The organism is Streptomyces sp. NPDC047072 (genome assembly GCF_040643855.1).
In the GTDB taxonomy this organism is placed as follows: Bacteria; Actinomycetota; Actinomycetes; order Streptomycetales; family Streptomycetaceae; genus Streptomyces.
Genome location: NZ_JBEYVC010000179.1, coordinates 1 through 21571 on the forward strand (window position 1 = coordinate 1; position 21571 = coordinate 21571).

21 protein-coding genes, 1 pseudogene and 1 riboswitch are annotated in these 21571 nt (G+C 71.4%); of the genes and pseudogenes, 7 read left to right on the forward strand and 15 right to left on the reverse strand.

Translation table 11 applies throughout. The features are described from left to right. Positions 1–171: 171 nt before the first annotated feature. A complete protein-coding gene (locus ABZ896_RS43575; RefSeq protein WP_360941743.1) occupies positions 172–1089 on the reverse strand; it encodes a DUF5829 family protein in 918 nt (305 codons plus the stop codon). A 201-nt stretch (positions 1090–1290) separates the two neighbouring features. Between ABZ896_RS43575 and msrA (ABZ896_RS43580) the strand changes: the two genes are divergently transcribed. Beyond that, positions 1291–1803: a peptide-methionine (S)-S-oxide reductase MsrA gene (gene msrA, locus ABZ896_RS43580; RefSeq protein ID WP_360941689.1), complete on the forward strand. Its 513-nt coding sequence runs from the start codon at positions 1291–1293 to the stop codon at positions 1801–1803. Positions 1804–1870: 67 nt separating this feature from the next. On the opposite strand, the gene ABZ896_RS43585 is transcribed toward msrA (ABZ896_RS43580), so the two are convergent. The 5 genes from ABZ896_RS43585 to ABZ896_RS43605 all read right to left on the reverse strand — a co-directional run bounded on the left by ABZ896_RS43585 (position 1871) and on the right by ABZ896_RS43605 (position 6996). Beyond that, positions 1871–2209, reverse strand: coding sequence for a hypothetical protein (locus tag ABZ896_RS43585; RefSeq protein ID WP_360941692.1), 339 nt, complete (start codon positions 2207–2209; stop codon positions 1871–1873). Beyond that, positions 2202–2867, reverse strand: a complete 666-nt coding sequence (gene msrA, locus ABZ896_RS43590; protein ID WP_360941695.1) for a peptide-methionine (S)-S-oxide reductase MsrA — start codon at positions 2865–2867, stop codon at positions 2202–2204. The genes ABZ896_RS43585 and msrA (ABZ896_RS43590) overlap by 8 nt, the downstream gene beginning before the upstream one ends. A 78-nt stretch (positions 2868–2945) precedes the next feature. Then, entirely contained in the window at positions 2946–4079 is a 1134-nt protein-coding gene (locus tag ABZ896_RS43595) for a hypothetical protein (protein ID WP_360941698.1), read from the reverse strand. Continuing rightward, positions 4076–5695: a M48 family metallopeptidase gene (locus ABZ896_RS43600; protein ID WP_360941701.1), complete on the reverse strand. Its 1620-nt coding sequence runs from the start codon at positions 5693–5695 to the stop codon at positions 4076–4078. The genes ABZ896_RS43595 and ABZ896_RS43600 overlap by 4 nt, the downstream gene beginning before the upstream one ends. A 182-nt stretch (positions 5696–5877) precedes the next feature. Then, complete coding sequence (locus ABZ896_RS43605; RefSeq protein ID WP_360941704.1) at positions 5878–6996, reverse strand: hypothetical protein; 1119 nt, start codon at positions 6994–6996, stop codon at positions 5878–5880. Positions 6997–7168: 172 nt separating this feature from the next. Between ABZ896_RS43605 and ABZ896_RS43610 the strand changes: the two genes are divergently transcribed. Beyond that, positions 7169–8323: a cystathionine gamma-synthase gene (locus tag ABZ896_RS43610; protein ID WP_360941707.1), complete on the forward strand. Its 1155-nt coding sequence runs from the start codon at positions 7169–7171 to the stop codon at positions 8321–8323. Here ABZ896_RS43610 and ABZ896_RS43615 read toward each other — a convergent pair. The 3 genes from ABZ896_RS43615 to ABZ896_RS43625 all read right to left on the reverse strand — a co-directional run bounded on the left by ABZ896_RS43615 (position 8320) and on the right by ABZ896_RS43625 (position 9840). Continuing rightward, a complete protein-coding gene (locus tag ABZ896_RS43615) occupies positions 8320–8574 on the reverse strand; it encodes a hypothetical protein (protein WP_360941710.1) in 255 nt (84 codons plus the stop codon). The genes ABZ896_RS43610 and ABZ896_RS43615 overlap by 4 nt on opposite strands. Positions 8575–8611: 37 nt before the next feature. Beyond that, entirely contained in the window at positions 8612–9112 is a 501-nt protein-coding gene (locus ABZ896_RS43620; RefSeq protein ID WP_360941713.1) for a sigma factor-like helix-turn-helix DNA-binding protein, read from the reverse strand. A 224-nt stretch (positions 9113–9336) separates the two neighbouring features. Then, positions 9337–9840 carry a MarR family transcriptional regulator gene (locus tag ABZ896_RS43625; protein WP_360941746.1) on the reverse strand — a complete coding sequence of 168 codons (504 nt, stop codon included), beginning with the start codon at positions 9838–9840 and terminating at the stop codon, positions 9337–9339. 164 nt (positions 9841–10004) lie between these two features. Between ABZ896_RS43625 and ilvA the strand changes: the two genes are divergently transcribed. From ilvA to ABZ896_RS43640, 3 genes are all read left to right on the forward strand, one after another. Then, positions 10005–11234 (forward strand): threonine ammonia-lyase, encoded by a 1230-nt coding sequence (gene ilvA / locus ABZ896_RS43630; protein WP_360941716.1) that lies wholly within the window; start codon positions 10005–10007, stop codon positions 11232–11234. 144 nt (positions 11235–11378) lie between these two features. Beyond that, on the forward strand, positions 11379–12356 hold the full coding sequence (locus ABZ896_RS43635) for an ATP-binding cassette domain-containing protein (RefSeq protein ID WP_360941719.1): 978 nt from the start codon (positions 11379–11381) through the stop codon (positions 12354–12356). Further along, positions 12353–13153, forward strand: coding sequence for an ABC transporter permease (locus ABZ896_RS43640; protein ID WP_360941722.1), 801 nt, complete (start codon positions 12353–12355; stop codon positions 13151–13153). The genes ABZ896_RS43635 and ABZ896_RS43640 overlap by 4 nt, the downstream gene beginning before the upstream one ends. Before the next feature lie 55 nt (positions 13154–13208). On the opposite strand, the gene greA is transcribed toward ABZ896_RS43640, so the two are convergent. Together greA and ABZ896_RS43650 are read right to left on the reverse strand one after the other, a co-directional pair. Continuing rightward, positions 13209–13709 carry a transcription elongation factor GreA gene (gene greA / locus ABZ896_RS43645; protein WP_360941725.1) on the reverse strand — a complete coding sequence of 167 codons (501 nt, stop codon included), beginning with the start codon at positions 13707–13709 and terminating at the stop codon, positions 13209–13211. 168 nt (positions 13710–13877) lie between these two features. Continuing rightward, positions 13878–14276: a DUF4307 domain-containing protein gene (locus ABZ896_RS43650; protein ID WP_360941728.1), complete on the reverse strand. Its 399-nt coding sequence runs from the start codon at positions 14274–14276 to the stop codon at positions 13878–13880. Between the two features lie 153 nt (positions 14277–14429). Here ABZ896_RS43650 and mca point away from each other — a divergent pair, with 153 nt between their 5' ends. Beyond that, entirely contained in the window at positions 14430–15290 is an 861-nt protein-coding gene (gene mca, locus ABZ896_RS43655) for a mycothiol conjugate amidase Mca (RefSeq protein ID WP_360941749.1), read from the forward strand. After that, on the forward strand, positions 15283–15543 hold the full coding sequence (locus tag ABZ896_RS43660) for a hypothetical protein (protein ID WP_360941731.1): 261 nt from the start codon (positions 15283–15285) through the stop codon (positions 15541–15543). The genes mca and ABZ896_RS43660 overlap by 8 nt, the downstream gene beginning before the upstream one ends. Before the next feature lie 24 nt (positions 15544–15567). On the opposite strand, the gene ABZ896_RS43665 is transcribed toward ABZ896_RS43660, so the two are convergent. From ABZ896_RS43665 to ABZ896_RS43680, 4 genes and pseudogenes are all read right to left on the reverse strand, one after another. Continuing rightward, positions 15568–16551, reverse strand: coding sequence for a hypothetical protein (locus ABZ896_RS43665; RefSeq protein WP_360941734.1), 984 nt, complete (start codon positions 16549–16551; stop codon positions 15568–15570). Then, positions 16551–17864 carry a CHAT domain-containing protein gene (locus tag ABZ896_RS43670; RefSeq protein ID WP_360941737.1) on the reverse strand — a complete coding sequence of 438 codons (1314 nt, stop codon included), beginning with the start codon at positions 17862–17864 and terminating at the stop codon, positions 16551–16553. Before ABZ896_RS43670 ends, ABZ896_RS43665 begins: the two co-directional genes overlap by 1 nt. Before the next feature lie 3 nt (positions 17865–17867). Beyond that, positions 17868–20696 (reverse strand): tetratricopeptide repeat protein, encoded by a 2829-nt coding sequence (locus ABZ896_RS43675; RefSeq protein WP_360941740.1) that lies wholly within the window; start codon positions 20694–20696, stop codon positions 17868–17870. Between the two features lie 56 nt (positions 20697–20752). Next, positions 20753–21502 (reverse strand): annotated as a pseudogene (locus tag ABZ896_RS43680) (hypothetical protein); the annotation flags it as partial. Beyond that, a riboswitch (cobalamin riboswitch) is annotated at positions 21487–21571 on the reverse strand. This riboswitch is flagged as partial in the annotation. (Overlaps the previous pseudogene by 16 nt.)

Below are 21571 nucleotides of genomic sequence, written 5' to 3' on the forward strand. Positions count from 1 at the left end.
CTCGGCGAGGTCCCGTCCTACCGCCTGCTCCTCGCGTACGAGGGGAACGTCCAGGACGTCGAGGACGCGTACGCCTTCCTCCCCGCCGTCGGCGACACGCCACGGATACGGCGCATCGCCGGGACAAACGCACCAATCGCCTCCTGGCGGCGGGGGCGCCGTCCGCTGGGGCTAGGGGGTGCCGTTCTCCGCGAACGTCCAGACCGCGCGGGTGCCCGGGCCGACCGTGAGGGTCGAGTGGCCGAGTTGCTCCACATGGCGGTCCTTCACGGGCCGGTTGAGGGACATCTCGACCCGCCGCATCCCCGCCTGCTCGCGCGGGACGACGTCGAACCGGATCGCCGTGCCGCCGCCCTCCGCGACGACGCCACCGCCCGTCACGTTCCGTACGGTGAACCCGCCGGCCCGCAGCAGCGGCATGGTGTCGGCGAGGTCGCCCTCGGTGACGGCGATGCGCACCGCGGTCACGTCACGCATCAGGTGGTTGCGGTAGTCGTCGGAGAGATAGCGCTCCCTGCCGACGTCACCGGGATAGCTCTCCGGCTCGGTGTTGCTGCGGGGGTCCGCGAAGTACTCCGGCCGGTACTCCATCGCCCACGCCCCGAAGGCGTCGTACTCGGTGGCGGTGAGCAGCGCGTCGAACCACGGCACCGGCACCCCGTCACCGAAGTCCCGGGTCTGGAGGAACTCGATGGGGGTGACGCCCTCGCTCTTCATGCGCTCGGCGACCGTCGCCAGGTCTCCGTCCCGCTCGGTCGACAGCCCCAGTCCGGCGGCGCCGAGGGTGCCGTCCGGACCGGCGAGGTCACCGACTCCGAAGAGTTCCAGGTAGGTCTCGCGGCCCCTCAGATAACGGCCGGTCCAGGTCTGCCCGCCGGAACCGGTCGTGGTGCGGACCTCGAAACTGGCGAAGTCCCGCAGGTAGTCGGAGTGCTCGATGGCGTCCGCGGTCTCCCGGTCGAACACGCCGTAGGAGTGGTTGTAGAACAACAACTGCCGCTCGTACGAGGATCCGCCCCCCTCGGCCTGAGCCGTCCCCACCCCACCCGCGGCCGCTCCGGCCAGGGCGAGGACGAGCACGATGATCATCCGTAATGTCCGACGAATCAGCATGCGGGCGATCGTAGGACAGGGAGCGGGAGGCCGCGGATCTTTTCCAGCAGGGCCGAAATGATGGACATAGGCAGGGACACGGCCGGCGCGGCGGGTGAGGAATCGCCCGGAACCCTCGCGCGTTGAGCGGATGGGCACCGGATACCGGCTGGTGCCGACCGAGGGAAAGGGGTCGTGATGGCTGCGCAGACGCAGAGGGCCGTGCTGGCGGGGGGATGCTTCTGGGGGATGGAGGAGCTGATCCGGCGGCTTCCGGGGGTGACGGCGACGCGGGTCGGCTACACCGGGGGAGACGTCGAGAACGCGACGTACCGCAACCACGGCACGCACGCGGAGGCCATCGAGATCCTCTACGACCCCGCGCGGACCGACTACCGTGCGCTCCTGGAGTTCTTCTTCCAGATCCACGACCCGAGCACGAAGAACCGCCAGGGCAACGACATCGGCCTCAGCTACCGCTCGGCGATCTACTACGTCGACGACGAGCAGAAGCGCATCGCCGAGGACACGATCGCCGACGTCGACGCCTCCGGCCTGTGGCCCGGCAAGGTCGTCACCGAGGTGGAGCCCGTTGGCCCCTTCTGGGAGGCCGAGCCCGAACACCAGGACTACCTCCAACGCTACCCGGACGGCTACACCTGCCACTTCCCCCGCCCGGGCTGGCGCCTGCCGACCCGCGCGGAAGGCTGACCGGCCGAGCGGACGGACGCGCGCACAGCGGAAGCCGTCCGCTCGGAGTACGTGACCGCGTCACCGCTCAGCGTCGGACGAAGCGCGGGTCGGGCCAGGCGCTGATCGGTTCGCCGGACGCGGAGTAGACCTCCAGGAGCGACAGATAGCCGCGCTCCGCGAAGACCAGGGCTCCGGCATCCTCCGGGACGACGTACCAGCCGTCGGCGACCGGATTCCCGTGCTCCGGCGCGGCCGCCACCGCCGCCCGGTCCACCTCCAGGTCGACACTCGCGCATCCGCAGCCGCACCGGCCCACCACGCGCGCGTGCGCGATCTGAGCGCGCAGAGCGCTGCTGACCGGGTCGCCTCCCGTCAGGAGCGCACCGAGCGTTGCCGAGACGTCCGGTGGCAGCGTCTCAGTCATCCGTCTTCGCCATGCCCACCGGACACGCCACCCCCGTCCCCCCGATCCCGCAGTACCCCAACGGGTTCTTGTCGAGGTACTGCTGGTGGTAGGGCTCGGCCGGGTAGAAGGGGCGGTCGGTCGCCGGGAGGATTTCTGTGGTGATCGTGCCGTGGCCCCTGGCGGTGAGGGCGTGTTGGTAGGCCGTGCGGGACGCGGTTGCCGTGGCCGTCTGTTCCGGGGAGTGGGTGTGGATCGCGGAGCGGTACTGCGTGCCCACGTCGTTGCCCTGGCGGAAGCCCTGCGTCGGGTCGTGCGCCTCCCAGAAGGTCTTCAGGAGACGGTCGTAGGAGATCAGGGAAGGGTCGAAGACCACGCGGACCACCTCCGTGTGGCCGGTCAGGCCCGAGCAGACCTCCTCGTACATCGGGTTCTCGGTGTGGCCGCCCTGGTAGCCGACCAGCGTCGTCCACACGCCCGCCGGGAGCTGCCAGAACTTCCGCTCCGCACCCCAGAAGCAGCCCATCCCGAAGTCGGCGACCTCCAGGCCCTCGGGGTAGGGGCCGAGCAGCGGGTTGCCGAGGACGGTGTGGCGCTCGGGGACGCCGAACGCCGGCTCGGAGCGGCCCTTGAGCGCCTGCTCGGGCGTGGGCAGGACGGGCGTACGGCCGAACAGCATGACGGGGCTCCTTCGTACGGGCGGGGCGGTACGGGAACAACCGTCCCGTACCGCCCCGCATTCCGACAGAGATCTGGGTCAGCCTGAAACCGCCGCGTCCCGCTCCACGTTCGCCAACGACATGTCCCGCAGCCGGCAGAACTGCCCCGCCGGATCCCCCCGGTACCGCCACGGCAGCGCGTCCACGTACCCGTCCACCAGCCGGAACTGCTCCACCGCCGCCTCGTCCCGGTCCTGGAGGCAGAGGTAGAAGGCGAGAAGATGCCGTACTTCGGCGACCCTGGGGTGCGCGGGATCCGCCGCGGCCACGTCCGCGAGCGCCGCGTCCACCAGCGCCCGCATCTCCGGCGTACGGTCCGCGTCCGTGGTGTCCGACTCGTCGTGCTCGAAGTGCGCGATCAGCGGGAACACCGTCAGCAGACTGCCCAGCGGAGCCTTCGCCGCCGCCTCGGCCGCGAACTCCCGGGCCAGCTTCTCCGAACCGCGCCACTTCGCACACCAGTACTGCAGGGCCGCGTAGTGCGCCGAGTAGTGGTGCGGGTCCCGGTCGGTGATCTCCTTCCAGATCCGTTCCATCTCGACATGCGGGTCACCGAGCCCGAGCGCCGTCGAGATCCGCCCGATGTACGGCACCGGGTCGCCCTCGACGCCCAGTTCGGCTGCCCGCGCGTGGTGCTCGCGGGACTGCTCCAGGACCCGGTGGAAGCCCGCGAACTGCTCGCCGGTGGTGTGCTTCGCCCGCTTCGCCCCGCGGATGTTCCACGCCAGGTCCACCGTGGAGCGCGCCCGCACGAGCGCCGCCCCCGGGTCGTCGGGGCGCGCCGCCTCCCAGGCCAGCAGCCAGGTGTCGTCGTCGGCGGCGACGGAGGCGAGCGCGCCGCTGTGGAAGGAGCGGTACTCCCAGTCCCGCTCCGCGGCCGTCGCGTCCAGCAGGGCCGCGGCCGGCTCCCAGTCGCCCGCCTTCGCGGCGGCCACGGCGGCGGTGAGGACGGCGGGCTCGGGCGCCGCGTGGTCGCGGTTCTGCTGCTCGGGCGGCAGCAGACCGAGGGCTACGGCGGCCGCGGGCAGCTCGTACGGCTTGTCGCCGTCCTCCTCCTCGCCCTCGCCGCGCCAGCCCTCGATCGCGCCCTCGATGATGGCCTTGAGGAAGTACAGGCCCAGGGCGAGCAGGGGGAGTCCGATGAGGGCCAGAACGACCCAGAGGATGATCACAGCTGACCTTCGGGGGTAGTGGTGAGCAGGGCCCGCAGCGCCGCGGTGTCGGGGGTGTCGGCGACCGCCGGGGCAACCACCGCGTCGAGGTCGGTGTCGGTGCCGTCCGGCGCGGGCGGCAGCAGCGGGATCGCGGACCGCTCCCAGGAGAACTCCCAGCGCAGCAGCGAGCGCGCGTTCAGCTCGGCCAGCGCCATGGAGGCCAGCGACCTGCGCAGCGTCGGCCGTACGAACTCACGGAACACCCGGCCCTGCGCGGCGGCCGCCTCGTCCGACAGCGGAAGCCGCTTCGCCAGCTCCCACAGCCTGCCGTCCTCGATCAGGTCGAGCACCGCGGGCAGCGTCGGCTCCTCACCCGTGTAGGTGACGTACGCCCGGTGCAGCGGCGTCCGCCCGACCCCGAAGGACGTGGCCATCACCCTGTCGAGCAGCTCCTGCCAGTCGGCGGTACGGGCGTAGCCGCGCACCTCGTCCGAGAGCACCGCGTCCTCCAGCGCGTCGAGGGTGCGCACCGGGGCGGTGAGGATGTCGAGGGCGGCGCCCCGCGCCTCGTCGGCCCGCCCGTCGTCGGGCAGCTCCTCGATCCGGCGGACCCGCTCCCCGATCGGCGGATGACTGTCGTACGGCGATGTCGGGCCCGTCGGCAGGTCGCCCCGCTGCTCGACGAGTTCCAGGCTGCGGCCGCTCAGCATCCGGCCGAAACCGCCGAACATCTCACCGCGCGGCGGCAGCAGCCGCCGGCCGACACCGAGGGTGGCGTAGCAGTTCATGTAGAAGGCGAACGCCGAGTCCAGGACCGGGATCTCGCGCAGCGCCGACGCGGTGGCGTCCCGGCCCGCGATCCGGGCGGCAGCCGCGTCGGCGGCGTACTCCTGGCGGCGGGAGACGGATTGCGTGGCGCGGAAGTACAGCTTGGCGTAGCCGACGTAGATCTTCGCCATCGTGCGGTAGGTGACGCCCGCGTGGCCGGTGTCGACCTCCTGGGTCTCCTTGCCCTTCTCCTCGGCCTTGGCGTTCTTCTTCTCCTGCCGGGCCTGCTCGCGCGCGGCCGTCCGGTCGGCGCGCTGCTCGAAGTGCGTGATGGTGCGCAGCACTTGGGCGCGGCCGCGCACGGTGAGGGCGGCGAGGCGGGTGTCGGAGTTCGAGTAGTGGCCGAGCTCGTGGGCGAGGACCGACCGCAACTGCGCCTGCGACAGCCCCTGGAGCAGCGGCACGCCGAGGTAGAGGCGCCGCGGTCCGGAGCGCAGGCCGAGCAGGCGGGCGTCCTCGGCCACGGCGGCGTTGACGTCACCGGTCAGCAGGATCCGCGAGGGCGCGCGGGTGCCGACCTCGTCGGCCAACTCCCTCACCATGCGCCACAGTTCGGGTTCGTCGGCCTCCGTGACGGGCAGGCCGGGCTCCTCCTCGTCGCGCGGGGTGCGCAGCATGAACATGCCCCGGACCACGGGGACCGCCAGCAGCCCGGAGACGACGTACAGCTTCACCGCGATGCTGGTCGGCGCGTACACGGACAGCAGCCAGTCGATGCCGCCGAGTGCCGCCAGCAGGAGAACGCCGAGCAGATAGAAGCCGGCGAGCAGGACGAGAGCGCGCACAGCGCGCAGAGTCGCGCCCATTGGGCAGATTCCCCCCGAGGAAATGACAGGTACGAGAGAGCGCTCACACGGTCGGAGAAGCGCTCACACGGTCGGACGGTGGGGCCGTGACCGGTGGATGTGGGGGGATGCGGAGTATCGCCTACCGGCGGGCGGCCCGGCAAGTCATGTCCATGAGGAGCGCCGGGCCCGCACCACCGGGCTCAGTGCGGAAGCGTCGCCGGACTGCCCCCGTTCGCCTCGTACCCCGCCACCGCCAGCGCCCGGTACACCGCGAACTCCGCCGCAGGATCCGGCGACAGCGTCCACGGCAGCGCACCGACATGCCCGTCGATGTGTATGAGCTGGCCCATCGCCTCGGCCCAGCGCTCGCCGCGCACCAGGAAGAAGACCAGGAGATGGCGGACGTGGGCGAGCATCGGGTCGTCCGCGCGAGCGGAGTGCACCGCGTGCAGCGCGCCGTGGATCGCCTTGGTCACGACCTCGCTCTGGTAGAAGCCGCGCACCAGGTTCAGCTCCGGCAGGTGCTCGAAGACCGCGAAGAGCGGCATCGCGGCGAGCAGCGAGCCGTGGGGGGCCCGCGCGGCCGCCGCCTCCGCGAAGCCGTACGCCAGCTCCCGCGAGCCGTGCCACTTCTCGCACCAGTAGTGCAGCGCCGCCAGATGCGCCCCCATGTGGTGCGGGGAGCGGTCCAGGATCTTCAGCCAGAGCTGCTCGAACTCCTCGCGGGGATAGGCCAGTCCACGCGCCACCGACAGCTCGACGATGTACGGGATGGGATCGCCCGGCGCCAGCAGCGCGGCCTCCGCGCACGCCGACCGCGCCTCCTCCATGATGATCCGGAAGTCGTCGGTGCCGGCCGTCGAGGTGCGCCACGCCTGCTGCACCAGGAACTCCGCGTGCACCGCCGCGCCGCCCGCGTCCTTGGGGGCCTCGGCCCGCCACACCCGCAGCCACTGGCCGCCCGGCGACTCGCTGACCCCGCCCGGCCGCTGCTGCAGCTCCAGCGAGGCGGCCCCGGCGAAGGCCTGCACCCGCTGCCAGCGCCGCTCGCCCTCCTTCTCGGTGCCGGCCAGCAGCTGGGCGGCGGCCTTGTGGTCCTGCGTGCGCTGCACCAGGTCCAGGACGTCCAGCAGGTCCTGGTCGGGGCCGGGCATGCGGACGTCCAGCTCCTCCTGGCGCGCGAAGCCGTAGTCCGCCGGGTCCGCGGCGTCCGGGTGGCCCGCCGGGACCTGCTCGATCACGCCACGCCTGCGCCGCAGGAACGGGAGCAGCACGAAGCCCAGCATGACCATCGCCATCAGGACCCAGAGAATTTCCATGTCCCAAGGGTTCCAGACGCCACCGACAATTGGCGAACCAGCCCGCGGCCCTGTGGACAACTCCGCCGCGCCTTCCGGACCAGCCCGTTCCGCCTGGGGAAAACCCTGCGATACGACCGCCCCGACCTCGCCGGACAGCATCCGCCCCGCGAGCGGACTACCCTCGGGGCCCATGAGCGACAGGCACATCAGTCAGCACTTCGAGACCCTCGCCATCCACGCGGGCAACACCGCCGACCCCCTCACGGGCGCGGTCGTCCCGCCGATCTACCAGGTCTCCACGTACAAGCAGGACGGCGTCGGCGGACTGCGCGGCGGCTACGAGTACAGCCGCAGCGCCAACCCGACCCGCACCGCCCTGGAGGAGAACCTCGCCGCCCTCGAAGGCGGCCGCCGAGGGCTCGCGTTCGCTTCCGGACTGGCGGCCGAGGACTGCCTGTTGCGTACGCTGCTCAGCCCCGGCGACCACGTGGTCATCCCCAACGACGCGTACGGCGGCACCTTCCGCCTCTTCGCCAAGGTCGTCGCCCGCTGGGGCGTGGAGTGGTCGGTCGCCGACACCAGCGACCCCTCCGCCGTACGGGCCGCGATCACCCCGAAGACCAAGGTCGTGTGGGTGGAGACCCCCTCCAACCCGCTGCTCGGCATCACCGACATCGCAGCCGTCGCCCAGGTCGCCCGGGACGCGGGCGCGAAGCTCGTCGTCGACAACACCTTCGCCACGCCCTACCTCCAGCAGCCGCTGGCGCTCGGCGCGGACGTCGTCGTGCACTCCCTGACGAAGTACATGGGCGGCCACTCCGACGTCGTCGGCGGCGCGCTGGTCACCGCCGACGAGACGCTCGGCGAGGAGCTGGCGTACCACCAGAACGCGATGGGCGCGGTCGCCGGGCCCTTCGACTCCTGGCTGGTGCTGCGCGGCGCCAAGACGCTCTCCGTGCGCATGGACCGGCACAGCGAGAACGCCACGAAGGTCGCCGACATGCTCACCCGGCACGCGCGCGTGACCCACGTCCTCTACCCCGGCCTGGAGGACCACCCCGGGCACGAGGTCGCGGCGAAGCAGATGCGGGCCTTCGGCGGCATGGTCTCCTTCCGCGTGCAGGGCGGCGAGGAAGCGGCCGTCGAGGTCTGCAACCGCGCCAAGGTGTTCACGCTCGGCGAGTCCCTGGGCGGCGTCGAGTCCCTGATCGAGCACCCGGGCCGGATGACGCACGCCTCCGTGGCGGGCTCGGCCCTGGAGGTCCCCGCGGACCTCGTCCGTCTCTCCGTCGGCATCGAGAACGTCGACGACCTGCTCCAGGACCTCCAGCAGGCCCTCGGCTAGTCGCCCCAGCCGGTGAGCGGTGGAGTCGTCTTCGACGGCGGCTCCACCCACGGGTGGACCGTCAGCGCCCATACGACGAACGCCACGCTCGCGGCGAACAGCAGCAGCCACATCAGCCGCCGCGCGGCCGTCCGGCGCCGCAACACGCGCGTGCCGCGCCGTACGGCGTCCGCGTACAGGTCCACCGGCACCTGCGGCGCCCCCTGCTCCATGAGCTGCCGTACGGTGGCCTCCCGCTGTGTCCGGTTCATGTGCGCCTCCCTCGGTCGGGCCGTACGTCCGGCCGGCTCACGACGCCGCCACCTTCGCGCGGCCCACCGCCGGTGCCGGGCCGCGCGGGGGGTGCAGGAGATGGGCCGTCGCGCGGTCGCAGATCGTGTGGACGCGCTCCACGGGCAGCCCCAGCAGGGCCGCCGCCTGCTCCTCGGCGACACCCTCGTAGAGCCGTAGCACCAGGATCAGCCGCTCCTGGGGGCCGAGCCGGGCCAGCGGACTCGCGGGGTGCGGACGCCCGCGCACCAGGCCGCCGCGGCGCCAGCCGCCGTGGGCGAACCGCAGGGCCAGGTACTGCCGGGCCCGGTCGTAGGGATCCTCGCCGCGCAGCCGGTCCCAGCACGCGTACGTGTGCGCGAGCGACAGCGTCAGCAGCCGCCGCGCGCGCGGGTTGTCGTCCGGAGCCTCCGCCGTCAGCAGCGTCGCGGCCTGCAGCAGCCGGCCGCCCGCGCCCGCCACGAACGCCTCGAACTCCCGGGCCCGCCGGGCACCCTGAGTAGCCTGCCGTTGCCGCACCGCACCTCCCTCCGCCCGCGAACGGCCGCAGGACGGCTCGGTGCGGCCGTCGCGTACGACTGTCTCGTACGGCTGTCTCGTACGGTTCTCGGGTACGCCTACGAGGACCCGATCTCCGGTGGGCCCGAGCTCAGGGGAGCAAGCTCTGGGGACCTGATCTCATATGAGGCCCCCCGCGGCCCCGAGGTCAAGAGGCGGGCGGCACGCGCGTGTGCGTGCCGCGGCTACGAGGACTGCGCCTCCGGCCCGGGCACACCCTGGACGGCCATCCGCGCGGACAGCGCGACGTTGAAGCGCGTGAGGAGCGCACAGAACGACTCGCGCTCCTCCGGCGCCCAGTCGTGTGTCAGCTCGGCCATCAACTGACGCCGGGAGGAGCGCACTTCCTCCAGCCGGGACATCCCGCGCGGCGACAGCTGGAGCACCACCGCGCGCCCGTCCTCCGGATGCGAGGTGCGCTTGACCAGGCCGGTGTCGACGAGCGGAGCCACCTGCCGGGTGACCGTCGACGAGTCGATCCCCATGCTCGCCGCGAGCGCCTTGACGCCCATCGGACCTTCCTTGTCGAGCCGGTTGAGCAGCAGGTACGCGGCGCGGTCCATCGAGTTGCGCACCTGCCCCACCCCGCCGAGCCGGGTCTGTTCGGCACGACGGGCGAAGACCGCGACCTCGTGCTGGAGGGTGTCGAGAAGACCGGTGTCACCGACGGTCGTCATGTCCATCGACATTTCAGGTGTTGTGGGCATGGCCGGGGGCTCACTTCATGGAGGGGCTGCAAAGGTTGGGGGACAGGGTACGCGGCCCGGGGGCAGGCCGTACCGGCGCTGCGCAAACCCGTCTTGGTGCTTGGTCACAGCCGCGCACCGCACGTGTGAACTGCGAGACTTGAGTCATGAACTACCGCAAGGCCCATCCCGTGCCGCCGGTGACCCTCGACGACGTGCGCGGCGCGCAGAAGATGCTGACGGGCGTGGCGCGCATGACGGCGATGGAGGGCAGCCGGTTCCTGAGCCGCCAGGTGGGCGCGCCGGTCCACCTCAAGTGCGAGAACCTCCAGCGCACCGGGTCGTTCAAGCTGCGCGGCGCCTACGTCCGGATCGCCGGGCTGCTGCCGGAGGAGCGGGCCGCCGGTGTCGTGGCCGCGAGCGCCGGAAACCACGCGCAGGGCGTCGCCCTCGCCTCCTCGCTGCTCGGCGTGCGCTCCACGGTGTTCATGCCGAAGGGCGCCCCGCTGCCGAAGATCAGCGCCACCCGGGAGTACGGCGCCGAGGTGCGCCTGCACGGCCAGGTGGTCGACGAGACGCTCGCCGCCGCGCAGGAGTACGCGGCCGAGACCGGCGCGGTGTTCATCCACCCCTTCGACCACCCCGACGTCATCGCCGGCCAGGGCACGGTCGGCCTGGAGATCCTGGAGCAGTGCCCCGAGGTGCGCACCGTCGTGCTCGGGATCGGCGGCGGGGGTCTCGCGGCCGGGGTCGCGATCGCCGTGAAGGCGCTGCGGCCGGACGTGCGGATCGTGGGCGTCCAGGCGGCGGGCGCGGCCGCCTACCCGCCCTCGCTGGCGGCCGGCCGCCCGGTGACGATCGAGAACCCGGCGACGATGGCCGACGGCATGAAGGTCGGCCGGCCCGGCGACGTGCCGTTCGGGATCGTCGGCGAGCTGGTGGACGAGGTCCGCACGGTGACCGAGGACGAGCTGTCCGCCGCGCTGCTGCTGTGTCTGGAGCGGGCCAAGCTGGTCGTGGAGCCGGCCGGGGCGAGCCCGGTCGCCGCGCTGCTGAGCGACCCCGGCGCCTTCGAGGGACCCGTCGTCGCCGTGCTCTCCGGTGGCAATGTCGACCCGGTGCTGATGGAGCGCGTCCTGCGGCACGGCATGGCGGCGCAGGGCCGCTACCTGGCCGTACGCCTCAGGCTGACGGACCGCCCGGGCGCCCTCGCCTCGCTCCTCGGGGCGTTGTCAGTGGTCGACGCCAACGTCCTCGACGTGAGCCACGTCCGGACCGACCCTCGGCTCGGGCTCACGGAGGCGGAGGTCGAGCTGCACCTGGAGACGAAGGGTCCGGAGCACTGCGCCGAGGTCGGCCGAGCCCTGCGCGAGGCGGGTTACACGGTCATCGACTGAGGTCGGAGCCCTCTGGGTCACTCGTTCGGGTAACTCCATTGAGAGACGCGATACATCGCGTTATGGTGTGTGTGAAATGAGGAGGCGGAAGCACCCGCCCCTCCCTAGGCTTCTCGAAGAATCCCCGATGACGTGGAGACTCATATGCCAGGCGCCATCTATGCCGAAGGCCTGGTCAAGACCTTCGGTGACGTAAAGGCTCTGGACGGCGTCGACCTCGATGTCCCCGAGGGCACCGTCCTGGGCCTCCTCGGGCCGAACGGCGCGGGCAAGACGACCACCGTCCGCTGTCTGACGACCCTGCTCAAACCCGACAGCGGCCGCGCGGTCGTCGCGGGCATCGATGTGCAGCAGCAACCCGACGCCGTGCGCCGCTCCATCGGCCTGTCCGGCCAGTTCGCGGCGGTCGACGAATACCTCACCGGCCGCGAGAACCTCCAGATGGTCGGCGAGCTGTACCAGATGAAGGGGAAGGCCGCGAAGGCCCGCGCGGTGGAGCTGCTGGAGCAGTTCGACCTGGCCGACGCCGCCGACCGCCCCACCAAGACCTACTCCGGCGGTATGCGCCGTCGGCTCGACCTCGCCGCGGCCCTCGTGGTCTCCCCGCCCGTGATGTTCATGGACGAGCCGACGACCGGCCTGGACCCGCGCAACCGCCAGCTGCTGTGGGAGGTCATCAAGCAACTGGTCTCCGGCGGTACGACCCTGCTGCTGACCACCCAGTATCTGGAGGAGGCCGACCACCTCGCCCATGACATCGCCGTCGTCGACCACGGCCGTGTCATCGCGCAGGGCACCTCCGACCAGCTCAAGGCCCGCACCGGCGGCGAGCGCGTCGAGGTCGTCGTGCACGAGCGCGAGCGCATCGTGACCGCGGCGGAGATCCTGGCCGGCTTCGGCAAGGGGGAGACCACGGTCGAGGACCACATGCGCAAGCTCACCGTCCCCGTGACCGGCGGCGCCAAGCTCCTCGCCGAGGTCATCCGCGAACTCGACGCGCGGGGCATCGAGATCGACGACATCGGCCTGCGCCGCCCCACCCTCGACGACGTCTTCCTGTCCCTGACGGGACATGTGGCCGAGGCCAAGGACGACGAGACGGACAAGGAGGCCGCCAAGTGAGCGCGGTGAGCGATTCCCTGGTGATCACCCGCCGGAACCTGATCCGGATGAGCCGGATCCCGGAGATGGTCATCTTCGGCCTGATCCAGCCGATCATGTTCGTGGTGCTGTTCACCTACGTCTTCGGTGGCTCGATCCAGGTCGGCGACTCCACCTCGACCCAGGCCTACCGCGAGTTCCTGATGGCGGGCATCTTCGCGCAGACCGTCACCTTCGCCACCGCGGGCGCGGGCGCGGGGATCGCGGACGACATGCACAAGGGGCTCATCGACCGCTTCCGCTCGCTGCCCATGGCGCGCGGTGCGGTGCTGACGGGCCGCACCATCGCCGACTCGGTGCAGACGGCGCTGACTCTGGTCGTCCTGGCGGTCGTCGCCGTGATCGTCGGCTGGCGCACCCACGAGAACTTCGGCAAGGTGCTCGCCGGATTCGGCCTGCTCCTGCTGCTCGGGTACGCCTTCTCCTGGATCGGCGCCCTGATCGGCCTGTCCGTGCGCACCCCCGAGGCGGCGACCTCGGGCGGTCTGATCTGGCTGTTCCCGCTGACCTTCATCTCCAACGCGTTCGTGGACGCGAACATGATGCCGTCGTTCCTGAGACACATCGCGGAGTGGAACCCCTTCAGCGCGACGGTCCAGGCCTGCCGTGAGCTGTTCGGCAACCTCCCGCCGGGCTTCCAGACCTCCGACGCCTGGCCCATGCAGCACCCGGTGTGGGCCTCACTGATCTGGTCGGTCGTGATCATCGCGGTGTTCCGCACCCTCGCGGTCCGCAAGTACCGCTCGGCCACCGCATGAGAGAGCCCCCGGTGTCAGGGCGACGCCGGGGGCACTCAGGAACGACAGACGGGTGTCAGGCGCTGTAGGGCTCGGCCTTGAGGATGGTCACGGAGGCCTTCCTGCCGTTCGGCAGTTCGTACTGCGCCTCCTCGCCGACCTTGTGGCCGATCACGCCGGTGCCCAGCGGGGACTGCGGCGAGTAGGTCTCGATGTCGGCGCTGGCGTACTCGCGGGAGGCGAGCAGGAAGGTGAGCGTGTCGTCCTCGTCACCGTCGAAGGCGATCGTCACGACCATGCCGGGCGCCACGGCACCGTCCGTGGAGGTCGGCGTCTCACCGACCTTCGCCCGCTCCAGGAGCTGGGTCAGCTGGCGGATGCGGAGCTCCTGCTTGCCCTGCTCTTCCTTGGCCGCGTGGTACCCGCCGTTCTCGCGCAGGTCGCCCTCCTCGCGCGCGGCCGCGATCTTCGCGGTGACTTCCTCGCGCGCGGGACCAGACAGGTACGCCAGCTCTTCCTTGAGCTTGGTGTACGCCTCCTGCGTAAGCCAGGTGACGTCTTCGCTGGTCTGGGTCACAGGTGCTCCTCGTAGGTACTGGGAATACAAAGCATCGCCCTACCCAGAAGAATGTTCCTTCACGGATGGGCGAAACCACGAGCCTAACAATTCAGTGGCCGAAGGGGGAGGACATAACCGATCAGAATTACGTCCGCGCAGGTCAGCCCGGCTGTATCGAGGGTGACGTCAGTCGGCGTGACAGCCGAGGAGCTCGGCGGTGGTGCCGGGGGCCGTCGTGCGCAGGGTGACCGCCCGGTCGATCCGGGTGGCGTCGCCGTCGAAGCGGAAGTCGGCGCGGCCGACCTCGGCGCCGTTCTCCGCCTGGGAGCGGATCGTGCAGTAGCCGCTCACGCCGGCGTCCTTGCGGACCTCCAGGTGCACCCGCACCGAGTCCTTGCCGGGCTCGAAGGTGATGACCTCGCCGCTGATCTTGTTCTGGACGACGTAGTGGTAGGCGAAGTAGCCGACCAGGGCGAGCAGCAGGGCCCCGAGCACGGCACCGGCGATCTTGAGCTTGTGGTCGGCACGCTGGTCCGAGGAACGGCCGTAACGGCCCTCGGGCAGTCGCGTGCTCACCGTGCTCATGATCGTCCTCTCGGCGGGCCCCCGAAACCGGGGAAACCGGACCCTGGAATTAATCGCCCCCCGATTCGGTCACTATAGAAGCCGCCGTTCGCCCCCGATGACCCGGGGCGCCGAGTTACCGAGGATTGAGTCTTGACTGACCAGCTGCGACTGATGGCCGTGCACGCCCACCCCGACGACGAGTCGAGCAAGGGCGCGGCCACCATGGCGAAGTACGTGTCCGAGGGGGTGGACGTGCTGGTCGTGACCTGCACGGGCGGGGAGCGCGGCTCCATCCTCAACCCGAAGCTCCAGGGTGACAAATACATCGAGGAGCACATCCACGAGGTCAGAAAGAAGGAGATGGACGAGGCCCGGGAGATCCTCGGCGTCGGCCAGGAGTGGCTCGGCTTCGTCGACTCCGGCCTGCCCGAGGGCGACCCGCTGCCGCCGCTGCCCGAGGGCTGCTTCGCCCTGGAGGACGTCGACAAGGCGGCCGGTGAGCTGGTCCGCAAGATCCGCGGCTTCCGTCCCCAGGTGATCACCACCTACGACGAGAACGGCGGCTACCCGCACCCCGACCACATCATGACCCACAAGATCTCGATGGTGGCGTTCGAGGGCGCGGCGGACACCGAGAAGTACCCGGAGGCGGAGTACGGCCCGGCGTACCAGCCGCGGAAGCTGTACTACAACCAGGGCTTCAACCGCCCGCGCACCGAGGCGCTGCACAAGGCCCTGGTCGACCGCGGCCTGGAGTCGCCGTACGGGGACTGGCTCAAGCGCTGGGAGGAGTCCGGCCACAAGGAGCGCACGCTCACCACGCACATCCCGTGCGCCGACTTCTACGAGATCCGCGACAAGGCGCTGATCGCGCACGCCACGCAGATCGACCCCGACGGCGGCTGGTTCCGGGTCCCGCTGGAGCTCCAGAAGGAGGTCTGGCCGACCGAGGAGTACGAGCTCGCGAAGTCCCTCGTCGATACCTCCCTCCCCGAGGACGACCTCTTCGCGGGCATCCGGGACAATGCCTGACATGAGCGCAAGCGCAAGCCTGGCAATGACGCACCTCGTGACCTTCGCCAAGGAGGTCGACGAGGACAAGGTCACCCCCGGCGTCCTCGGCTTCATCGTCTTCGCGGCGATGGCCCTGGCGGTGTGGGCCCTGATGAAGTCCATGAGCAAGCACATGGGCAAGGTCGACTTCCAGGAGACGACCGACCCGAAGGCGGAGAGCGGCGACGACTCGTCGGCCGCTTCCGGCAAGGCATCTTCGGCCAAGGGCTGACCCACCGCGTCGCCCGGGGCCTTGTCACCGGGAATGGTCGGCGAGCGACAGCAGCAGGTGTGCCGACTCCGGCCGCAGATGGTCGGAGTGGGCGCCTGCCGGCCCGCGCCCGCGCACGAACACCTCGCTCGCGTCCACACTGACGAAACGGTGATCGAGCACGGCGAGCGGATACGGCTGGTCGGCGGGCAGCATCCGGATCGCCGACACCGGCGCGGGCGCCGTACCGATCCCCGCGTAACCGACCCCGGCCCGTTTCTCGGCCCGCAGATGCCAGAACCCGGTGGCCCGGTCGTGCCGCGAGTAGGTGGCGACGACCGGGCCCCGCAGGGGCGCGTCCGCCAGGGCGGTGAAGGTGTCCGCGAAGGCGTCACGGGGCGCGGCCATCTGCAACAGCAGCATGGAGTCGACCGTGAACGGTCTGCCGGGGGGTTCGGGTGTGCTCCACCCCAGAGTGTGTGAGTGGGCGGCCCACTGAACCGCCTCGCACAGGAACCGGCAGCCGAACGAGTGGCCGACGAGGTGAAGATACTGGCCGGTGCGGTTGGCCAGGACGGGAGCTTCCCGTGGATTGCCCCGCTCCGCGTCCAGATAGCCCAGCAACTGCCCGATGACCCGCGCCGCGAGCCCCTGCGTCCCCATCGTGTGGGCGCGGTCGCGGATCTGCTGGTAGGTGCCGAGCGACGGCCAGCGGACGAGCACCGGCCAGGGCACGAATTCTCGGGTGGAGCCATCGAGGCCCGGGTAGAGGGAGCTCCGTGCCGCGTACTGGTCGTGGGCGAGCGCCAGGAGCCGTGTCAGCGCCGTGTGCGCCGAGCGGAGCGAGGTGTTCCAGCCGTGGACGTAGACGATGACGTCGGTCGCCTCGGCGGGGATCGCGAGGTGCTCCGCGAAGTGGGCGAGCAGCAGATGTGCGGGGACCGGGCGCGCACCCGTGTCTGTGCGCCGGGTGAGCCATCCCCTGCTGTCCAACTCGACGACGCGGATCTCGAAGGGCAGGCGGGACATCAGGAGCGTCTCAATCTGTTGTCCATTCCGTAGTGCAGGGCGTAGGCGAGGCCCAGCGGATTGCGGTGGTGGTCCGCGAATTCCCGGGCCAGCGTGTGGGTGATCTCGCCCGCGGTCCGCCGACCGTCCAGGTAGCGGGTGACGAAGGCGTGCGCGTACTCCGCCGCGAAGATCTGCGGTATCCGGATCTGCGGCCCCAGTACTCCGGCCGCCCCGGTACGCAGCAGGGCACCGCCGAGCTGGGCGATGTCGCCGGAGTCGGCGAGTCCCGCGTAGCAGGCGTTGAGCAGGACGAGGGGGCGGCGCTGGAGCAAGGGGGTGGTCTGCGACGGGTCGTGGCGGGCGAGGATGGTCCGGGCGTCGATGTCCTTGCCGTCGCCCAACCGCACCACCAGGTGGCGGGAGTTGTCCGGTCCGGTGGCGAAGGCACCGTGGCACCAGAAGTACATCAGCTGCTCATCGAGGGACCCGGCGCGCAGGGCGTCGAGGAACTCGCGCCGGCTGACCCGTTCCACGAAGGCGGTCCCGTCGGCGAGCAGTGCCGCCACCTCGGCTGCCCGGGTACGGCCGTCGGGGTCGATGCCGGGATCGTGGTTCAGACTCACGCAGGGCACCTCGGGTGTTGGCCTCGGCTTCTCGTCCGCCTCGTCGAAGATCCAGGTGTACGGGCCGGTCTGTTCGGTCTGGTGCCGGTAGCCGACGAACCGGCCGAACAGTCCGGCCACCGCCTCACGAGCCGCCGTGGGCAGCGTGCGACCCCGGTCCTCCGGCAGGCACAGCATGGGCCAGGGCAGGGGGATGTCCGAGTTGAAGCGCACCCGCAGCGGGCCGTCCTGGCGCAGCGCGTCGAGCAGCACTCGGCGCAGCCTGCGCGTCCTTTTCGCCTCGCCGCCGAGCAGCACGTCGAACAGCAGATGGCTGCCCTGCGCCACGAGCTCTTCGAGGATCTCGTAAAGCTCTTCCTCCGGCTCCGCGCTCAGGTCCAGCCTGGTCGCGTAGGGGAGTTCCGCCCGGCCGGGGGCGGGGACTCCGTCGGGGTCGACCGGCTCGAACTCCACCAGCTCCTTGATCCAGCGTTCTCGCAGGGAGGCCGCGACGGCGGCCACGGTGGCGGGGCGGGCCTCCAGTGTCGTCACGTATTCGTCCATCGACGCGGGCACAGCACCACCGTAGACACGCGCCTTGATCAGGTTGTTCTCCGGTTCGTGGCTGAGGGCGACGACGAGATCGGGGTGGGTGAGGGCCGGATCGGGTTCGCGGGTGAAGCCGTCACTGGGGTCGTCGGTGATCCAGGTGGGCAGCTCGTGGGCCATGCCTCAGTTCCCTCTCCTCGGCAGGGAGAGCGCGGGCGCGCCCGGTGCCACCGGCCGCAGTCGGCCCGGTTCCGGGGACGCCCGGTGCCGACCGGGGTCCGCGTCGCTGACGTCGATGGCGGTCTCGACCTGCTGGAGGACCACCCCGGTGCTGTGGTGCTCGATGGTGAACCGCAGCCGGTGGCGGCCCGGACGTCTGGGGGTGAAGCGGAACTCGGTGCCGTCCTCGGGCCGGAGCGAAGGCTTGATCATCACGGTGTGCTCGGGACGCAGATCGGCCCGGGTGAGGGCCAGCGCCCGCACTGTCAGCCATGGAGGCACGGCCTCCGGGTCGGCCCACGGATGTTCTGGGCCCGGTTCCACCCGCAGTCCGATCCGGGCGGTGCCGTCGGTGGCCGGTGCCTCGTCGAGCAGAACCAGGCGGACGTGCGAGGCGGCGGCCCGCGATGCGCCGACGGGACCGGCGGGCAGCGCCGACGAGGAGCCCGGCGCGGTGTACCGGGCGGCTCGGGGCAGGGGCGGGGTGCGGGAGTCGAGGTCGCCGTGGACCTGGTCCAGCAAGGATGACGGGTAGACGCCGGCGAGTTGCCGCACCAGGGCTTGGCGAAGTTCCTCGTTCCGGGCGAGCACCGCCCGCGCGATGCCGACCCACGTCGATCCGGCCGGGAAGGTGAACCGGGCCTGTGCGCGGTCCAGATACTTGGACGGTGCGGTGGTACCCACGAAGTGCGCGTCCAGCAGGGATTGTTCGAGGCCTGTCCAGGCCGCTCCGAGCAGGTTGCCCGCCTTGGTGAAGCAGCCGCTCGCCTCCGCGAGCAGCGTGACGGCTCTGTCGGTGTCGCGTCGGGTGTACCCGGCGGTCAGGGCCAGGTGGTGCAGGGACCAGCCGAGGCCCACGAGGTCGGGCAGCGCGCGGAACATCTCCACCGAGTCGTTGAGATGCTTCGTCGCCTCGGTGTGCCGCCCACTCTCCGCCTCGACGAGTCCCAGGGTCAGCGAAGCCCAGGCCCGGCCCCGGGGATCGCCGTTGCGGACATGCCGGTCGAGGGCTTCCGTGGCGAACACCCTGCCGCCGGCGAGTGCGCCCTCCGGAGTCTGCATGGGACGGCTGTGCGCGGTCAGCAGCCAGTACCGCGCCATCTCCGTGGTCGTCCACGCCACACCCCGCACATCGCCCAACGCGTCGAAGCGCTCACGCAACTGGTCCAACTCGCTCTGGGTGTACGCCGTTCCGCGCGACGTGACCATGGCGAGACGGAGCTGGTGGAGCCGGTGCCAGCACAACCGAGGCGAGTCGCGGACCTGGCGTTTCGAACCTTCGGCGGCCAGCTGGAAGGCGTCCTTGGCCGCCTCGGTCCGGCCGGTGTCGGCGAGCACCGCGGCACGGGTGCGCCGTGTCCAGGTGGCCAGCGCCCCCGTCCCCTCGTCGGAGAGCCCGCCGAGGGTGGACAGCGCGTCGTCCAGGCGGCCCATGTCGTGCTCGGTACGGGCGACTTCGACGAGGGCGGCGGGCGTGCCCAGGCGGCTCAGGGCCAGGTGAGCCTCTTGGAGGTGTCCGGCGTTCCGTGCGGCTACGGCCAGATGCAGGGAGACCGCGGGCTCGGCACCTGCCTGCTTCAGCGTCAGCAGTGCGGCCGGCCGGACGCTCAGGCTGAGGTAGTGGGCCAGTCGGGGGACGAAGATCGCCCACTCGGCGTGGATGGCGGGCGCCCCGAGGGCCGGCCCGCCTGCGTCGGCGGGCCCCCCGCGGGCCAGTCCGCGTGCGGCCAGGGCGACGTACTCCTCCAGGCCCTGCTCGACCGGCAAGGTGCCGCGAGCCGCCGCGGAGACGATCCGCTGCTCCAGCACGTGGACGGACGGAGCACCCAGTGACGAGGGGAGGAGCTGCGAGCGACCGAGCACGGGAGACAGGCACAGCAGGCCGGGGCCGGCGCCGTGCACGAGACCTGAGCGCCGCAGTTCCTGGACGGCGGTCGCGCCCTGCCCGGCGGGGGCGGCGACAGCGACGGGCAGCGCGGTCTCCGGCATGCGACCGGTCGGCCACGCGGCCAGGGCGGCGAGCAGTTCGGCGGCGAGCGGTGACAGCCGCTCCACCGCTGAGCCCACCAGTCCGGCGGGGTCGAGGGAGCCGGTCAGGTCCGGCCGGTCGGAGTCCCGGGCCAGTCCCGCCGCGATGCCGAGCAGCAGCGGCAGCCCGTCCGCCGCCTCCACCAGGGCCTCGCGCGCCCGCGCTTCGGTTCTCGGGCCCAGGAAGTCCTGGGCCTCGGCGTCGGTCAGGTGCGGGACCGGCACGGCCGCGCCGGTGCGGCGCGACCCGGACGTCACCACGACCACCGTGTCCGTGCCCCGGCACAGGGCGCCGACCGCGGCGAGGGCGGCGGATCCGCGGTCTCCCTCGGGCAGGTCGTCGAGAACCAGCAGAGCGGGTGCGGTGTGCAGCAGCTGGACCTGGCAGGCCGCCCTCAGTAACTGCCGGCTCGGCTCCTCCCGCGTCAACAGAGCTTCCCCCAACTGCGCGGAGGGAGGCCCGAGCCGGTCGGCCAGACGCAGCAGTACGGTGTCGGCGTCCGCGCCGGGAGGCAGGTGCGCCGGCACCCACACCGCCGGCTGGTCCCGGGTCGCCTGCCATTCCCTGGCGAACCGGGCGGCGAGCGCGCTCTTTCCGCAGCCGGGGAGCCCGTGCACCACGACGGGACGGCGTGGGCCGCCCGCGTGCGCACGGGCCACGGCCTCCGACAGCCGCTCCAGGGGCTCCGCACGGTTGACGAACCTCCCGGGCGGATCCGGAATGCCCTGGAGAAGACGTGCGGAGTCCTCGGCGCTCACAGCCATGTGCGTACCTCCCCCTGACAGGCCGTGTGCCCGGCGCTGCCCCTCGTGCCGCCCCATCAGCCCTCGGTGGCCACCCCCATGACCTCCCGCGCGTGCCGATTCGGCACCATCCCCAACCGCCAAGCCTGCCAGCCTGCTTCGAGGCTCACTCCCCGTTCCAGCAACAGCGCGTACGCGTCGATGTAGTCGTCGAGTTTCTCGTCGCGCAGGTCGTGTTTGCGGTGGGTGAGTTCGGTGAGTTCCTCCTGGGCGACCGCCGCGCCGATCTCCATGCCGCCGGGGGCCGCGTAGGGGAGCAGGGTGCAGCGCAGGAAGCGGGCCCAGTCCTCGCCGCGGCGGTCGCCGTAGGACGTGAACAGGCCGATCGCCTCGTCGCACAGGGCCAGGGCCTGCGGTGTGCGGGCGTTGCCCGCGTCGACCACCGCCAGTTCCAGGCAGGTCCAGGCCTCGCCGTGGCGTACGCCTATGCGCTGGAAGTCGGCGCGGGCGTCGACCAGGAGCTGGCGGGCGAAGCCGGAGTTGCGCAGGGAGCCGGTCTGGGCCGCGCGCTGGTCGCGGGTGACGCGCGCCGAGTGGTGCCGGGCGCAGGCCAGGCCGTAGACGTCGCGCATCCGGGAGAACATCGTGCGCGAGCGCTCCAGTTCACGGACCGCGAGGTCGAGGTTTCCGGTCTCCTCCAGCGCCTGGCCCAGGTAGTAGACCGTCCACGCCTGACCGCGCGCGTCCTCGTTGTCGCGGTGGCGGGAGGCCGCCTGGCGCAGGCCGTCGACCGCGGCGGACGGGTCTGAGCCGGTCACTATCCGTGCGGGGCAATCCGGCTCGTCGCTCCAGAGCGGCTCACGGTTGCGGGTCAGCGCCGGATTTGCACCGGCTTT

Coding starts and splice junctions, on each gene's coding strand:
- mca (WP_360941749.1), top strand. CDS start 14,430: ATGGCCGTGCACGCCCACCCCGACGACGAGTCGAGCAAGGGCGCGGCC.
- ABZ896_RS43650 (WP_360941728.1), bottom strand. CDS start 14,276: ATGAGCACGGTGAGCACGCGACTGCCCGAGGGCCGTTACGGCCGTTCC.
- ABZ896_RS43665 (WP_360941734.1), bottom strand. CDS start 16,551: ATGTCCCGCCTGCCCTTCGAGATCCGCGTCGTCGAGTTGGACAGCAGG.
- ABZ896_RS43660 (WP_360941731.1), top strand. CDS start 15,283: ATGCCTGACATGAGCGCAAGCGCAAGCCTGGCAATGACGCACCTCGTG.
- ABZ896_RS43605 (WP_360941704.1), bottom strand. CDS start 6,996: ATGGAAATTCTCTGGGTCCTGATGGCGATGGTCATGCTGGGCTTCGTG.
- ABZ896_RS43585 (WP_360941692.1), bottom strand. CDS start 2,209: ATGACTGAGACGCTGCCACCGGACGTCTCGGCAACGCTCGGTGCGCTC.
- ilvA (WP_360941716.1), top strand. CDS start 10,005: ATGAACTACCGCAAGGCCCATCCCGTGCCGCCGGTGACCCTCGACGAC.
- msrA (WP_360941689.1), top strand. CDS start 1,291: ATGGCTGCGCAGACGCAGAGGGCCGTGCTGGCGGGGGGATGCTTCTGG.
- ABZ896_RS43575 (WP_360941743.1), bottom strand. CDS start 1,089: ATGATCATCGTGCTCGTCCTCGCCCTGGCCGGAGCGGCCGCGGGTGGG.
- msrA (WP_360941695.1), bottom strand. CDS start 2,867: ATGCTGTTCGGCCGTACGCCCGTCCTGCCCACGCCCGAGCAGGCGCTC.
- ABZ896_RS43675 (WP_360941740.1), bottom strand. CDS start 20,696: ATGGCTGTGAGCGCCGAGGACTCCGCACGTCTTCTCCAGGGCATTCCG.
- ABZ896_RS43610 (WP_360941707.1), top strand. CDS start 7,169: ATGAGCGACAGGCACATCAGTCAGCACTTCGAGACCCTCGCCATCCAC.
- ABZ896_RS43625 (WP_360941746.1), bottom strand. CDS start 9,840: ATGTCGATGGACATGACGACCGTCGGTGACACCGGTCTTCTCGACACC.
- ABZ896_RS43635 (WP_360941719.1), top strand. CDS start 11,379: ATGCCAGGCGCCATCTATGCCGAAGGCCTGGTCAAGACCTTCGGTGAC.
- ABZ896_RS43600 (WP_360941701.1), bottom strand. CDS start 5,695: ATGGGCGCGACTCTGCGCGCTGTGCGCGCTCTCGTCCTGCTCGCCGGC.
- ABZ896_RS43670 (WP_360941737.1), bottom strand. CDS start 17,864: ATGGCCCACGAGCTGCCCACCTGGATCACCGACGACCCCAGTGACGGC.
- ABZ896_RS43615 (WP_360941710.1), bottom strand. CDS start 8,574: ATGAACCGGACACAGCGGGAGGCCACCGTACGGCAGCTCATGGAGCAG.